This window comes from Cellvibrio sp. ATLC23, from assembly GCF_057196725.1.
The window spans coordinates 38,012-52,956 of the sequence record NZ_JBXUOS010000007.1 but is presented as its reverse complement, the minus strand read 5'-3'; the positions used below and the strand labels follow the sequence as shown (position 1 = coordinate 52,956).

Below are 14,945 nucleotides of genomic sequence, written 5' to 3'. Positions count from 1 at the left end.
TTACCTCGATAGAAGATTATTTCGCAGAATCTTTTTTTCCGCCGAGCAGGCGGTCTTTCATATCCAATACTTTGCCGATACTGTTGCCGAGTTTGAGTAATTTGCCGAGCTGTGCTGAATCCAACCGTTGAATTTCTTGCGTCCAGAGGGTGAGCATTTCGATCAGTTCGTGCATTTCGCGCATGCGCTGTTGCGCGTATTCCTCTTCAGCATTAGCCGGTGTTTCAATCAACAAGTTGCGCAGTGTGGTTAAGGTTGGGTCCATTTCGCGCTTGCGACGCTGTTCGATTAAGGTTTTGGCTATATCCCACACATCACCCGGCGCCGTGTAGAACTCTTTGCGCTCACCTTGGCGATGCTGCAGTTTCACTAATTCCCATGACATTAATTCCTTCAACCCCATGCTCACATTGGAGCGGGATATGCCCAGCGCCTCGGTCATGTCATCGGCACACAAAGGTTCTTTGCTTAAGACTAACAAGGCATACATCTGCCCGACTGTGCGGTTGATCCCCCAACGGCTACCCATTTCGCCAAAGTGAAGGATGCAGGATTGGATCATTGGGGTGAGTTTTTGTGACATATTGATATTCCTGAATTTTCAGTAATATCTGAAATTACAGAATTGTTTGATTTTGGTCAGGTGCATTTTTTACTCTGCCTCCATGAGTGAGACACGCGAGAGCGTAAATTTGAGCATTGAGTCAGAGATTCGGATTGATATTAATGGGGGCACAGGATTTTTTTGGCAACCGCTAATGAATGTATGTTTCAGTACAGACAATAGCGAGCTATTCAAAAAAGATGGTTACCATATTCGTGACGCTGGGCTGATAGGTTCGGATACATGCGAATTGGAATGAGCGTTGTTAGCAATGATGGATTTGAGTGCATTGTTGCTTTCTCCCAACATCCCAGAAAGGAAGTATATGAAGACACAAAATACAGAAAGCACAGCGTTTGTTTCTACGGGTATTGTCGGGTTGGACAATATCCTTGGCGGTGGACTTACCAAGGAGCGCCTTTATCTATTAGAAGGAGATCCCGGCTCGGGGAAAACTACCATTGCGCTGCAGTTCCTGATTGAAGGCGCCCGGTTGGGGGAGAAAGTACTCTATATCACCCTCGCCGAAAACGAGGTGGAGTTGCGGGCCGTAGCTGAGTCCCATGGCTTTTCTATGGAGGGTGTAACGGTGCAGGAGGTCATTCCGGAAGAGAGTTTATTAAATTCGGCCGATCAGTACACCGTTTTGCATCCTGCAGAAGTCGAATTGGGTGAAACCAATAATTTGATTCTCAGTATGATCGAAAAGCTTAATCCGAGTCGCGTCGTTCTGGATTCGCTTTCCGAGTTACAGCTACTTTCGGGGAATGCCCTACGCTATCGTCGCCACGTGCTTGCGCTAAAACAGTATTTTTCACGGCGTGCTTGTACTGCACTTCTACTTGATGACAGAACCGCCTTGCGCGGTGATCAACAAGTGCGCAGCGTGGCGCACGGTGTAATCACGCTGCACCATACCGATTCACAATACGGGGCTGAGCGGCGCTTGATTCGTATTGTGAAATATCGTGGTATTTCCTTTCGGCGAGGCCCTCATGATTACTCGATCGTTACCGGCGGGGTAATTGTCTATCCGCGTATCATAGCCGCAGAGACCCGTGAATTGACACCGCGCGGTCAAGTGTCCAGTGGTCTGTCTGCGTTGGATGAATTACTTGGCGGAGGTATTGAGGCGGGCTCGAGTACATTAGTTTCAGGGCCACCAGGAACTGGTAAATCCAGTCTCGCAACACAGTTTGTTATGTCCGTTACGCGGCAAGGTGAAAAGGCGGCGATGTTTTTATTTGAAGAGTCCTTTAACACGTTGCTCAACCGATGCCAAGGTATCGGCATGGAACTGCGTTCGTCTTATGATTCTGGCCTGCTACAGATACATCAAATTGATCCGGCTGAAATGTCTCCAGGTGAGTTCACCCATTTGGTTTGTAAGGCAGCAGATGGCGGTGCAAAAGTGATCGTTATCGACAGTTTGAACGGATATCTCAATGCTATGCCTGAAGTCGGTTTTTTAGCGACGCACTTGCACGAAGTATTAACTTATTTGGGTCAACGTGGAGTAGTGACATTTCTTGTTGGTGTGCAACAAGGCATTGTTGGTGAAACCACAACGGGGATGGATATTAGTTACATGGCTGATAACGTTTTGTTGTTACGTTATTTTGAAGTTCGTGGCAACGTCGAAAAAGCCCTATCGGTATTTAAGAAACGGGGTAGCTCGCATGAGACCACATTGCGTAGTTTTAGCATCAAATCTACCGGTGTGCATGTCGGTCCCGTCCTTAAAGGATTCCAAGGGGTTTTAACCGGCATACCGCAGTTGTTTGATATCCTCCCAAGCGATGCACCATGGCAGTCAGGAAAATAAATGGAAACTTTATATCACTTCAATGGTGTCGGGTGATCGATGGAAGATTGTGTGGTTATTTATGCTCCTATTGGCAAAGACGCAAGCCTTATCCATTCACTTCTTCAGCGACATGCAATTGAATCGATAATTTGTACGGCGCCTGCGCAGGTCGCAGAAATTTTATTAGGAGGAGTGGGTGCGTTGTTTATTGCGGATGAGGCGCTCTCTCCTGCGCTAATAAAACTGCTTGATGCCTACATTAGTAATCAACCAACTTGGTCCGATTTACCCATTGTGGTATTGACTAAAAAAGAGTTCGACACTGTGTTTAACAAGCGTCGTTATCTGGGGTTGGGAAACTTGACTCTGCTTGAGCGTCCGGTGAATAGTGTGACTTTGGTGAGTGCTGCTGCTGCTGCTTTGCGCGCCCGGCGCCGTCAATATGAGATGCGCGCAATTGATCGTCGTAAAGACGAATTTCTGGCCATGCTCGCCCATGAGTTACGCAATCCTCTTGCCCCCATCAGTGCCGCTTCAGAAATACTCAAGGCTCCTTCGCTTGAGCAGGATGTCGTTCGAAAGACCAGTGATATTGTCTCTCGCCAGGTTAAACATATGACTGGTCTGATCGATGATCTATTAGATGTATCGCGTGTATCCCGTGGGCTTATCCACTTGGAAAGCAATGCGATAGATGTTAATGAAATCGTGATAAATGCCGTGGAACAGGTGCGCCCGCTGATGGAATCGCGCCAGCATGTTTTCAATATTGAGCACCCAACGCGTGACGCGTATGTATTGGGCGATCAAAAACGGTTGGTGCAGATTCTCGCGAATTTACTTAATAACGCCGCAAAATACACGCCAGAGCGAGGTGAGATTTTGCTTAGTATCACGGTCGACAACGCCCATGTTGTTTTCACCGTAACTGATAACGGGATCGGAATGGAACCCGATGTTCTGAACCATGTATTTGAAATGTTTTCTCAAGCAAAACGTACCTCCGACCGATTTCAAGGTGGGCTCGGTATCGGCTTGGCGTTGGTAAGAAGTTTGGTTGCGCTGCACCGGGGCACTGTAAGTGCTTTTAGTGAGGGTTTAGGAAGGGGAAGTAAGTTAGTCGTGAAGCTTCCCCTAATAATCGAATTGCCCAGTATTCAACCCAACTCAGCTGCCGCACCCGCGGTAACAACAGCGGCATCCCAGATGCTGATGATTGTGGATGACAATGTCGATGCAGCCAAAACACTCGCGATGGTGTTGGAACTACATGGTTATCAAATCTGCGTAGAGCACAGCGCGCAAGCGGCTATTGAACGAGTTAGAGTGGCGCGACCAGTTGCCTGTTTATTAGACATAGGTTTACCCGATATGGACGGTAGTAGTTTGGCGAAAATTTTGCGCAATTTACCGGAAACCGCTAATTCAGTTCTTATCGCGATAACAGGGTACGGTCAGGAAGAGGATCGTAAAAAAACCAGTGATGCGGGCTTTCATCATCATATGGTTAAGCCGGTCGATATCGGCAAGCTATTGACAGTACTGTCAACTTTGTAAGCTGTTAATTAAAAATGTGTATGGTTTCGCACTGAATTGGAAGTTACGTGGGGCTAGAGTAAGGCGTGGAATATCTTTTCAAACGCAATGCGGGCGGCAGTTTTCCCTCGGGTTTGGCAAGATATTTTTGGTGGGATTTGTTGTATCCAGTTTCTGGAACAATATCCCTTCTAACTTTCTCACGCAAAAGGAAAACATCATGAATAAAGATCAAGTGAAAGGTTCAGTAAAACAAGCTGCAGGTAAAGTTCAACAAAAAACCGGTGAGGCTGTAGGTAGTGAAAAGCAACAGCTTAAAGGTGCGGCCAAACAAGTAGAAGGAAAAGTTCAAAAGGAATATGGCAATTTGAAAGATAGCCATAAATAAATTTTTGTTTATCAGGGATTCGCTGTGTTATTGCGCAATGGATTGCGCTAGTTGATATCGCTGCGATAAAGTTTTCAATAATCGATTAATTGATTTGCTTATCTACTATTTCTTCCTGCATTTTTTTCTCGTCAGCATCCAGCTGGTAAAAAACCCAGCTGGATATTTTTTACCATTAATTAAACCGATGGCGGGCAGCTCAATGCTTGAGTATGACGTATAGCGCATGAATTATTCCCGGAATGAATCCCAATAGCGTCAGCAATATATTGAGCCAAAAATGTTTTTTTAACCCTACCTCCATAAACACACCCAGTGGCGGCAATAGAATCGCAAAAATAACTTTAATTGGGTCAGTTGCGGTAAGTGGCATAATATTTCCCTCCGTTTTTTTGATCGAAGTCTGTAACCTAGGATTCTACCGCTCTCAAGTCTGTGCGGTGGCGCCCCTTAGTGGTCAAGTGAGGTAAACATGGCGAAATTACCTGTAGTTGATCCACAAGATCGCATTATTTTATTTGATGCGGTGTGCAAGTTATGTAATCACTGGAGTCGTTTTATCTTGCGGTTTGATCGGCACCAACGCTTCACGTTTTGCGCGGTACAATCGCCGCAGGGGCAGGCGTTGTTAGCGCATTATAATTTTCCTTTGGATCAATTCGACACGCTGTTACTGATTCACAATGGTACCTGCCTGACGCGAAGCGATGCAATTATTGCCATTATGCGCGCAATGCCTTTTCCTTGGTCGGTATTGGCGCTATTGCGTTGGTTGCCCAAGCGCCTGCGCGACGGCAGCTACAATGTTATTGCGCGTAATCGCTATCGTTTATTTGGCCGCTACGATCATTGCGCGCTGCCGCCAGAAGGCTATCAAAAACGATTTTTGGAATAGCGGGAGATACTTATGACCAGCAAAGCTCAATCATCAGCACTGCATTTTAGTGATTCCAGTCAGTGTGTATTAGTAACTGGAGCTACCGGTTTTATCGGCCAGTTGTTGGTGCGTGCACTGCTCGCCGATGGTCATCAAGTGGTGGTATTAACTCGTCGCCCCTCCGTGGCGAATAAATTGTTTGATGGCAAAGTAAAAAGCATCGCTGCGATGCAAGAATTGCCCGCCGATTTTCTGCTAAATGTAGTGGTGAATTTAGCTGGTGCGCGCATTTTAGGTTGGCGCTGGAGCGCGGCGCGAAAAAAAATATTGCGTGAAAGTCGTATCGCCTTAACGCAATCGGTGGTGGATTGGATTGCGCAGGCAGAGCACAAGCCGCAGTTGCTCTTATCTGCCTCTGCGATTGGTTATTACGGTATTCAGTCGCAGGGTGATGATACAGAACTGCGCGAAACCAGCGCACCGCAAGCGATTTTTATGTCGCAACTCTGCCAAGAATGGGAAGCCGAAGCTGTGCGCGCACGGGATTATGGTGTGACGGTTGATATTCTGCGTTTTGGTGTGGTGTTTGGGCAGCAAGGCGCACTGCCGATGATGCTCTTGCCGATCAAATTAGGTGTCGGTGGAAAATTGGGCAGCGGCCAGCAGTGGCTGTCGTGGATTCATGTACATGATTTGTTGCGTGGCATTGCGCATTTATGTCGCATGCATTTAGCTGCGGCGGTGGTGCCGCAAACGCGCGGTGGTATTTATAATTTCACCGCGCCCGAGGCGATCAGGCAGTTTGAATTTAGTCGGCAAGCAGCATCGGCGTTACATCGCCCCTGTGTGATACCCACTCCTGCGTTTGTGATGGGCGGGCTATTAGGTGAGCAGGCCGATTTATTATTGGAAGGGCAGCGGGTTATCCCGCATAATTTGCTCAGTGCCGGATTTCAATTTGAGTTTCCGACGGCAAAATCGGCGTTGACCGATCTATGTGAGTGAATTAAGAGTGTGTTTATGACGAGTGATCTGCCCAATAGTGATCTAGAAAATTTTTATACTGAATGCCAACAGGCATTTAATGCCGATGCACTGCAGCGCTTAGTGTTATCCAAATACAAGGGCAGCGAAGCGGAATTAAATCGCATTTCCATTCGCCCGGTGCAGATTAAAGAGCAAAAATTCTTATCGTTTTTATACGAATATCGCACTAATCATGTGACCAAAAATTTCGCGCTCGACGATGCGCTGGAGCTGTTGCAACAATTGCTGGGCAGTGATTTTCACAATGCCCATATGATTAGCGACGACTGGGAAATCCAGCTGAGCTTTAGCAAAAAAGGCAAGGTGCTGGTGAATAAAAATCGCAATAAAAACTCACCGGCTGCGGGCGATAAAAAATCATCTCAAGTTGAACAGGCGCATAATCGCACCAAGCTGCGTTATGTAGAGCAGGATCGCCCCTATTTGCGCGAGCTGGGCATTACCGATGCCAATGACCAAATTATTCCGGCCATGTCGCGCAAGTGGAAACAAATCAATAAATTTATTGAGGTCTTGTCCATCGCGATTCAGCAAACCGGTTTGGATAAACACAATGAATTGCATATCGCCGATTTTGGTTCAGGTAAAGCCTATTTGACCTTTGCGGTACACGATTATTTGAGCGCAAACCTTGGGGTGAATACGCAAGTGACCGGTGTGGAGTTGCGTCAGGGGTTGGTGGATTTATGCAATCAAACGGCGCAAAAATTATCGCTCACCGGCATTAAATTTGAGCAGGGCGATGTGCAACATTTCTCCGCGCAGAACATCAACATTATGATTGCGCTACACGCTTGTGATATCGCCACTGATTACGCACTCAATATGGGTATTCGCACCGGTGCCGAGATTATTATGTGCTCGCCCTGTTGCCACAAACAAATTCGTCCGCAACTGCAAAGCCCGGCGCTGCTTGCGCCGCTGTTACAACACGGCATCCATTTAGGCCAAGAGGCCGAGATGATTACCGACGGTTTGCGCGCGCTGTTGTTGGAAGCCCACGGCTACGACACTAAAGTGTTTGAATTTATCTCCCTCGAACACACCAGCAAAAACAAAATGATCCTCGCCCAAAAGCGCAAAACGCCGCGCGACAATAGCGATGTATTGCAGCAAATCTCTGCGATTAAAACGTTTTATGGAATTCAGGAGCATTGTTTAGAGAGTTTGTTGCAAGAGTAGTAGAACGATTTAGGGAAGCGATTTTTTAATTTTTTCACTATTTAAAAGCCCCGCTCATCGGCGATGAGCGGGGCTTTTTATTTTTATCATTTGTTGTTATTTCAAATTCATACAGCTCGCGTAATAACTCACGCTTGCTGGCCAGTCAGAAAATATACCGATCACGCCTACGTCTTTAGCGAGTACATGCAAGGCATCCATCATATCGCCATCGTTATTGATTGCCGGGTTGATGGTTTGGTAGTACCAGCCGCCGCCATTTTTGAGTGGGCCTGAGCGTTCAAATGACCAGGTGATTATTTTTAATCCGGCTTTTTTGGCGTTGCGAGCGTATTCAGAGGGAACAATTTTATTATTGTTGTCCAGTACCAGCAGCACCCAAATCGGTGGGGCAACAATGTTGAAGCCTTCGTCTGCATACATTTGCAATTCAGCGGCAGTTGGCAAATCGGCGATGGTGTTGGCATCGTCCAGATACACGGCTTGTTTGCCAAATTCCGGTTCGTTTTTGATCCAGTAGCGAATGTCTTGAATATCAAATGATTGCGGCCAGACATCGCGCGCTTTAATACCGGCGGCTTTGTATTCATTAATCATTTGTTGTGCATACATTGCTTGGGTGTAGGTGCCGTCAAAGGGCATGGGTACGCTGGCAGATTTTAATTCCGGTGTCATTTTTACATTGAGTTTTTTAAACAACTGAATACTTTCGGCGTGAGTTAGCAGCGTGCCTTTGTTTGCGTATAAATCCGTGCGCCAGTTGGCGGTGCCAGCCAGATATTCATTCACCGTGGTGGCCTTGGGATTAAATGCATCCATTTTGCCTTGCAGGGTTTTAAATTCGGCGAGCGTGATATCGCTGGTGCAGCAATTCGCGCTGGCCGCTTTGCCGCTCACCGGATCAAACGGAGCAAAGTTTTGGCTGCACTTGCTGGCCAGCGGTGTAGCGAGAATATTGGTGGTGGTGTGCAGATCACACTGTGAGTGACGGCATACCAATTGTTTGTCTTTGGTGAAGGTGACATCGCACTCCACAATACCTGCGCCCATTTTCGCGGCGGCTTCGTAAGATTCTTTGGTGTGCTCGGGAAATTGCAGCGGTGCACCGCGGTGCCCAATAGAGAAGTTGGTTTTTTTCACCGGTTTGTTGATGCAGCTTTGCAGTTTTTTCTTGATTGGACTTTCGTCCATATCGTTGATGAGATAAAACGGACGAGGTCCTAGTTGAATGCTGGTATTTTTATCGTCTTTTTTATAGCGCTGATCATCTCGGTCTCCGTGAGCACAGGCGGTAACGGATAAAAATAAAGTGAATAGCGTAAAGCCGTAGAGTAGGTAGGATCGGCGCAACATAAAAGCCTCCGTAGTGGTTGGGTTGGTGGGTGTCCAGCCAACCCTAGCGCGCCAATGTGAAACTATTTTGCTGATTGCATGACAGATTTACGATGGTTTTTTGTTTTGTGCGCTACGTCGGGTTATTCAATTGAGTAGGGATCGAACCACAGCGATTTATCATCCAGTGGTGTGTTTTTAGGCAGTGATGGATTATCCAAGTGGATAATGCGCCGGTTTTTCAGATTCGCTTTATTGATCACATCTTTGACCGTTGGGTCGTTAAAAAAGTACTTGTCATAACTGCCATCTTCAATCGCTATGCGCAGGCCTCGCTCAATATCTTGGGCTAATTTGTGGTTGGATTTGTTTACAAAAAAATAAAATGGGTTTGTGTAGGACACCAGTAAATTTTGTTCTACATCGAGTGCGAGTTTGGGGTAGCGCTGTATTTCAGACCAAGGTTCATGAACGCCGCGAGGGAAGGCGTCAAAGCGGTCGCCATCTAGCATATAAAACAGCCCTTCGTATTTCAGTACCTTTACTACGTTCAGATTGTTGGCGGTCAGGACATTGGTGTCCGCCCAAAAGCGCCCTTGTCCGAGCGATACCCGTCTTAAATCCTCTTTGGTTTTGATGCCGTCAAATTTGTGCTGGGTGCCTTTTTTAATCATCAATACCCGGTAGCCCAATAGGCCTCGATAGATGGGGATTCGAATGGGCAGCAGGCGCTCTTCCAGATCATTGGTGGTGGCATACCAGACAACCTCTAGTTGGTTGTCGATAAGCATGCTGATCATACGCTCTTCACTGTTGCTGGGAATGGTTTGCTGCACGTCATATTTTTCTGGAAGCTTGCTGAGCGCAAGTGTTAATAACCCTCGGGCATAGGTTTCTATGCTGTTATCACCCTGTACTACGCGCAGGTTTTTTGCTGTGGTTTCTAATGAAAGGCATGCTAAGAAAAGCATTAATACCAAGGCTGCGCGTTGGGCGTTGAGTGGTTTACGGGTCTGTAGCATTAGTGGCCCCTTCTGGTATGCGTTCCACTAACTTTAGCTTAATCATGTGTAATTGCACGCCGCTTGTTGGCTGTTTGCATGGGCATAAATAAAAAACCACCGCACCCGTTGAGGTTCCCTAAGGAGTAGGTGCGGTGGTGAAAGCAGCTTATCGCCTACTTCAGCGGTGGCTGACAGCTGGGCAGGGATAAGTGATTGGAAGCAGGTGTGCAACTGAACAATTAAGCAACTGCTGGGGAGTAGTTATTCAAGTATTCGGACTGCACACCTAAACACACGTGCAAACCACTGAGTGGTGATTCAGTTGTTTGCAATTGTTAATGGCTGTGTGGGCAGCCATTAACGGCACCGGTGTGATGTGGGCGCACCGGCTTTACAGAAACTCCCGCTACCTAGTCGTCCTTCTCCGTGGCTGTGGCAGTTTTGCTGTTCAGGGTTGCAGGTTTTTCATAAGTGAAAGGCTGCAATAATTCATCGGGTTTGCCTTTGCAGGCTTTGGCAAGTAATTCGCGGCGCTGCGCCAGCAAAATACCAATCGCCTCGCTGTGTTGTTCGTCGATACCGGGAATATTGTCTTCAATTAATTGAGTGATGTTCGCGGCCAGCTCCAGATACTTATCGTGCTCTTCTGCGACTTTTTTATCTTCAAACATGCTGCCATCCCGATCACATAGCCAAACGGCGATTACTGCCATTGTGTAAATCCTCGAAAGTGTTGTTACTGTTTTTATGTACAGTATAGGCGAGTGCCGTTTCTGTCAAGTCTAATGTGGTTGTGCGGTGAAACCGGGTCCAGCTTCTATTAGTGAATTACAGACGTTTACATTCGGGTGCAAATTTCGCCTACTTTTTGTTTCGCTCCCTACCAATACTGTCGGCACATTATTTATGCATCAAGCATAGAGGTGCGATGTGAATATAAGGAGTCAGTTGTGAGAATAGTAGCGGTTGTGGTGGCGTTTGGTTTGTTTGCATGCGGTGGTGGATCGGGTTCTGGTGGCAGCTCATCGAGTAGCCTTGGCTCATCATTGAGTAGTGGTCCGGCGTCATTTAGCAGTGCTGTTTCGTCTAGCAGTGCGGTTTCATCGAGTAGTGCCATGTCTTCAATCGCCTGGAGCGAGCAGTATTTGATTGATGCCCCTGGGGCCAGTGAGGTGACGGATTTATTGGTGGCGCCCGATAACCAGTTGTATGTCGCCGGTTATATCAAGGGCGTGGTGGGGCAAACCAATATTGAGCCTGCGGGCAATTCGGTGGGTGTGGCTTATAAGTTAAATGCCGACACGGTGATGGGGGCAAATAATTCGTTTTATCAGCTCGATACGTCTGCCAGTGATGTGATTGAGGCCTTGGCTTATAACTCAGAGGATGAGCGACTTTATTTTGCCGGGCGCACTAACGGCACTGTCGCCGGGCAAGTCAATTTTGGACAGTTTGATGTGGTGTTTGGTGCGCTGGAAAACAACACTAATCCTGCCCGGCTGCTGCAATTGGGCAGTGCGACACCGCAGCATCCGGTGGCGATGAGTTTTACCCGCTATGATGATCTCGCCATCGTGGGTTATGACGATATTTATGTGCCGAGCAATTATGTGGAAGCGTGGCGCGATCCGTTTTTGATGTTATTGAAACCTTCTGGTGATAGTTATGCGCGGTTTTGGGAAATTAACTATGCGACTAGCGCAGACGATGATGTGCTTGATCTAGCGGTAGCACCAGGCAATAGCGATCAGATTGTGGTGGTCGGTAATCTTTATAACACCGCATTACGGGGCTCTTTTGTGGCGAGTTATGACAGTGATGCATCGGTCCTTTGGCGACAGCCATTAAATTTTCAAGGATTGGATCAGTTGGTTGCGGTCGTTATTAAAGCGGATGGCAATATTCTGGTGGGCGGCACTGCCATGGCAGCGAACCTGCCTTTCGCGCTGATAAAACGCGACTTTGTGGTGTTTGAGTTGGATGCCCAAACCGGTGAAAGACTTAGAACCGAATTCTATGGTACCGAATTTGACGACCAGCTCTCGGCAATGGCACTGGATGTAGATGGTAATTTGTACCTTGCCGGTGAGCTGACTAAAGAAAAAACGGATAGGGATGCCCTCGATCAGGAGGCTCTGCTGATTAAGGTGAATCCGCACTGGGGCGAAGTGATGCGCAAACGCTGGCATTCGCCGGCGGGATTAATATCGGTGAGAGCATTAGCTGTCAACCAACAGCAGCGCGCTTTTTTGGGTGGATACATTGGTGACGCGGACAACTCCCTGCGTCAAGGCGTAGTGGTCACTGCAGATACTGATCTTTAGTACAAGGCACAGTAAAACCGGGGGACTGGTCTTTTGGGCGCTTTTTACGATACCCCGTGATTCCCGGTTGTGTGCGGTGCTATCTGCCATGGATAATGCCGCATCTTTTACCCGCGCAGGATTTGCCGTGTCTGACTCCGAGTTACCTCCCGTTGCATCCCCCGAAAAACCGACCAAGCCGAGAGGCCTGCTGCGCTCAAGCCTGCTGACGGGCTCGATGACGATGACCTCGCGGGTGCTGGGGCTGGTGCGCGATATAGTGCTGGCAACCGTGATGGGCTCGGGCGGCGCGATGGATGCGTTTGCGATAGCGCAGAAAATTCCCAATTTTTTCCGCCGCCTGTTTGCCGAGGGCGCGTTTTCGCAGGCGTTTATTCCGGTGTTGTCGGAGTATCGTGAGAAAGGTACGCAGGCCGCCGTCAAAGAGTTGGTGGATAAAGTAGCTGGCTGCCTCGGTTCGATTCTGCTGCTGGTGACGCTAATCGGCGTGGTGGGTGCGGTCGGTTTGGCTTATGTATTTGCTTATGGTTATGCCGATGAGCCAGAGAAGTTTTCGCTTTTAACTGATCTGGTGCGCATCACCTTTCCCTATTTGATGCTGATTTCGCTGACCGGATTTGCCGGTGCGATCTTAAATAGTTACGACCGCTTTGCCATTCCGGCGGTAACTCCGGTTTTTCTCAATGTGTTTATGATCGCGGCCGCGCTGCTAGTCGCCGACTTTTTTCCTAATCCCGCTTACGCCTTGGCGTGGAGTATTGTGGTAGCGGGCATCTTCTCGCTGCTGTTTCAATTGCCGTTCTTGCGCCAGATTCATTTGCTGCCATCGCCCAAGCTGGATTGGTCGCACCCAGGCGTTAAACGGATTCTGGTACTGATGGCACCCGCCTTGTTTGGTGTGTCGGTGAGCCAGCTCAATTTGTTGTTGGATTCAATTATCGCCACCATGTTGGGCGATGGGGCGGTGAGCTGGCTGTTTTACTCCGACCGTTTGGTGGAGCTGCCGTTGGGGGTATTTGGTGTAGCGATTGCGACGGTAATTATGCCGGGGCTGTCACGCTTGAGTGCTGCACAATCGGGCGAAAAGTTTAGCCAGATGCTCGATTGGGCGATCCGCTTTGTAGTGCTTATCGCCCTGCCTGCCACGCTCGCGTTGATCATTCTGGCTGAGCCAATTCTCTACACCCTGTTTTATCACGGGGAGATGAAGGCGGAAGACATCTTGATGTCGTCCTATAGTCTGAAAGCCTACGCGCTCGGGTTGTTCGCTTTTATGCTGATCAAAGTGTTGGTGCCGGGTTATTTCGCGCGGCAGGATATGAAATCGCCGGTGCGCATCGGTGTTATCGCCATCATCGCTAATATTCTGATGAAGCCGCTGGTGGTGATTCCGCTGGTCATGCTCTGGGGCTTGGGCCATGTCGGCTTGGCATTTACCACGGCGATGGCGGCCTATGTAAATGCCTATTTGCTCTATCGCGGCCTGCGCAAAGCCGGGGTTTATCATCCTGCCGGTAATTGGCCGATGCTGTGGCTGCGCTACGGCGCCGCCAATCTGGCGATGGTGATGGTATTGCTCTGCTTTCTTTTGTTCTGGAATCTCTGGTCGGACTGGGGTGTGATGGAGCGAATCCTGCGCCTTGCGGTTGTCTGTGCGGTGGGTTTTGGGGTTTATCTTATCTCCCTGTTTGCCGTGGGTGTGCGCCTGCAGGATTTCAAAGCGCGGAGCTGATCAAAATCGCGTCATTCACAGGGGCGGGGTAGGCTCAAACGCCGCCGCTCCTGTATACTTCCGGCCTTCATTTTTCCGGCACTCATTTACAGACAATTGGGTTGAGGGTACTACACAGCGTGAATCCAGCGGCACATAGTTTTATTCGTGGGTTGCACAACCTGCGCCCCTGGCATCGCGGCTGTGTAGCAACTATCGGCTCCTTTGACGGCGTTCATCTTGGTCATCAGGCCATTTTGCGCCAGTTGATTGCGGTCGCCAAACAGCATCAATTACCGGCTGTGGTGATTGTATTTGAACCTCAGCCACACGAATTTTTTTCCGGCGATAAAGCCCCCGCACGCCTGATGCGCCTGCGTGAAAAAGTGCAGGCATTGCTGGCTGCCGGCGTTGCACGAGTGCTCTGTGTGCAGTTCAACGAAACCCTGCGCAGCTTGTCGGCGGAAGCGTTTATCGACAAAGTGCTGCTCGATGGTTTGGCGATCAAACATTTAGTGGTTGGCGATGATTTCCGGTTTGGCTGTGATCGCCGTGGCGATTTTGCCCTGCTGCAACAAGTGGGCGCCGAGCGCGGTTTTGCAGTGACCGATACTTGTACGCTGGAAATTGACGGCGAGCGGGTTAGTAGTACACGCATCCGCCAGCTGCTGGAATTGGGAGATTTTGCGCAGGCAGAGATCCTGCTAGGAAAGCCCTATAGCATCAGCGGGCGCATCGCTTACGGCCAACAGCTTGGGCGTAAATTGGGTGTGCCGACGGCCAATGTCCATTTGCGTCGCTACCGCTCACCCTTGCGCGGTGTGTTTACTGTGACGGTAAAATTTCTGGATGGCACTGTGCATCAAGGTGTCGCCAATGTTGGAGTGCGCCCCACGGTGAGTGGCGACAAAAAGCCACTGCTGGAAGTTCACCTGTTTGATTTTTCGCGCAAAGTGTACGGTGCCTTGATCGATGTGGTTTTCCACAGCAAATTGCGCGATGAAAAAAAATTCAACTCGCTGGATGAGCTGCAAACACAGCTGCAGCTAGATATCGCACAAGGGCGGGACTTTTTTAGTCGGCAGAGTGTCAATTAAGCTGCATTACCCCTAAATTTTTATCAATATTTTGGT

The 14,945-nt window shown here is 48.6% G+C and carries 14 protein-coding genes; 9 read left to right on the top strand and 5 right to left on the bottom strand.

The genetic code is table 11. The annotated features are described in order from the left end of the window. Nucleotides 1–16: 16 nt before the first annotated feature. On the bottom strand, nt 17–583 hold the full coding sequence (locus AC2CG4_RS12480) for a GbsR/MarR family transcriptional regulator (protein ID WP_484486569.1): 567 nt from the start codon (nt 581–583) through the stop codon (nt 17–19). A gap of 346 nt (nt 584–929) precedes the next feature. Here AC2CG4_RS12480 and AC2CG4_RS12475 point away from each other — a divergent pair, with 346 nt between their 5' ends. From AC2CG4_RS12475 to AC2CG4_RS12465, 3 genes are all read left to right on the top strand, one after another. After that, a complete protein-coding gene (locus tag AC2CG4_RS12475) occupies nt 930–2,429 on the top strand; it encodes an ATPase domain-containing protein (RefSeq protein ID WP_484486568.1) in 1,500 nt (499 codons plus the stop codon). Between the two features lie 51 nt (nt 2,430–2,480). Continuing rightward, nucleotides 2,481–3,968: a hybrid sensor histidine kinase/response regulator gene (locus AC2CG4_RS12470; protein WP_484486567.1), complete on the top strand. Its 1,488-nt coding sequence runs from the start codon at nt 2,481–2,483 to the stop codon at nt 3,966–3,968. A gap of 199 nt (nt 3,969–4,167) precedes the next feature. Next, nucleotides 4,168–4,335: a CsbD family protein gene (locus AC2CG4_RS12465; protein WP_484486566.1), complete on the top strand. Its 168-nt coding sequence runs from the start codon at nt 4,168–4,170 to the stop codon at nt 4,333–4,335. A 199-nt stretch (nt 4,336–4,534) separates the two neighbouring features. Here AC2CG4_RS12465 and AC2CG4_RS12460 read toward each other — a convergent pair whose 3' ends face one another. Further along, entirely contained in the window at nt 4,535–4,708 is a 174-nt protein-coding gene (locus AC2CG4_RS12460; protein ID WP_484486565.1) for a YqaE/Pmp3 family membrane protein, read from the bottom strand. A gap of 99 nt (nt 4,709–4,807) precedes the next feature. Here AC2CG4_RS12460 and AC2CG4_RS12455 point away from each other — a divergent pair, with 99 nt between their 5' ends. Genes AC2CG4_RS12455 through AC2CG4_RS12445 form a run of 3 tightly spaced genes read left to right on the top strand, consistent with a single transcriptional unit; the run spans nt 4,808 to nt 7,441 of the window. Continuing rightward, complete coding sequence (locus tag AC2CG4_RS12455) at nt 4,808–5,230, top strand: thiol-disulfide oxidoreductase DCC family protein (RefSeq protein WP_484486564.1); 423 nt, start codon at nt 4,808–4,810, stop codon at nt 5,228–5,230. Between the two features lie 12 nt (nt 5,231–5,242). Beyond that, the gene (locus AC2CG4_RS12450) at nt 5,243–6,217 is read left to right on the top strand and encodes a TIGR01777 family oxidoreductase (RefSeq protein ID WP_484486563.1); all 975 of its coding nucleotides are present in this window, start codon (nt 5,243–5,245) and stop codon (nt 6,215–6,217) included. A 15-nt stretch (nt 6,218–6,232) separates the two neighbouring features. Continuing rightward, nucleotides 6,233–7,441 carry a class I SAM-dependent methyltransferase gene (locus tag AC2CG4_RS12445; protein ID WP_484486562.1) on the top strand — a complete coding sequence of 403 codons (1,209 nt, stop codon included), beginning with the start codon at nt 6,233–6,235 and terminating at the stop codon, nt 7,439–7,441. A 96-nt stretch (nt 7,442–7,537) separates the two neighbouring features. Here AC2CG4_RS12445 and AC2CG4_RS12440 read toward each other — a convergent pair whose 3' ends face one another. The 3 genes from AC2CG4_RS12440 to AC2CG4_RS12430 all read right to left on the bottom strand — a co-directional run bounded on the left by AC2CG4_RS12440 (nt 7,538) and on the right by AC2CG4_RS12430 (nt 10,490). After that, complete coding sequence (locus tag AC2CG4_RS12440) at nt 7,538–8,794, bottom strand: glycerophosphodiester phosphodiesterase family protein (RefSeq protein ID WP_484486561.1); 1,257 nt, start codon at nt 8,792–8,794, stop codon at nt 7,538–7,540. A gap of 122 nt (nt 8,795–8,916) precedes the next feature. Beyond that, entirely contained in the window at nt 8,917–9,795 is an 879-nt protein-coding gene (locus AC2CG4_RS12435) for a diguanylate cyclase (protein ID WP_484486560.1), read from the bottom strand. A 392-nt stretch (nt 9,796–10,187) separates the two neighbouring features. Then, nucleotides 10,188–10,490 (bottom strand): YebG family protein, encoded by a 303-nt coding sequence (locus AC2CG4_RS12430; RefSeq protein WP_484486559.1) that lies wholly within the window; start codon nt 10,488–10,490, stop codon nt 10,188–10,190. A 237-nt stretch (nt 10,491–10,727) separates the two neighbouring features. Here AC2CG4_RS12430 and AC2CG4_RS12425 point away from each other — a divergent pair, with 237 nt between their 5' ends. From AC2CG4_RS12425 to ribF, 3 genes are all read left to right on the top strand, one after another. Further along, a complete protein-coding gene (locus tag AC2CG4_RS12425; protein ID WP_484486558.1) occupies nt 10,728–12,101 on the top strand; it encodes a hypothetical protein in 1,374 nt (457 codons plus the stop codon). Between the two features lie 88 nt (nt 12,102–12,189). After that, entirely contained in the window at nt 12,190–13,833 is a 1,644-nt protein-coding gene (gene murJ, locus AC2CG4_RS12420; protein ID WP_484486557.1) for a murein biosynthesis integral membrane protein MurJ, read from the top strand. A 119-nt stretch (nt 13,834–13,952) separates the two neighbouring features. Next, nucleotides 13,953–14,909: a bifunctional riboflavin kinase/FAD synthetase gene (gene ribF / locus AC2CG4_RS12415; RefSeq protein ID WP_484486556.1), complete on the top strand. Its 957-nt coding sequence runs from the start codon at nt 13,953–13,955 to the stop codon at nt 14,907–14,909. Nucleotides 14,910–14,945: the final 36 nt, after the last annotated feature.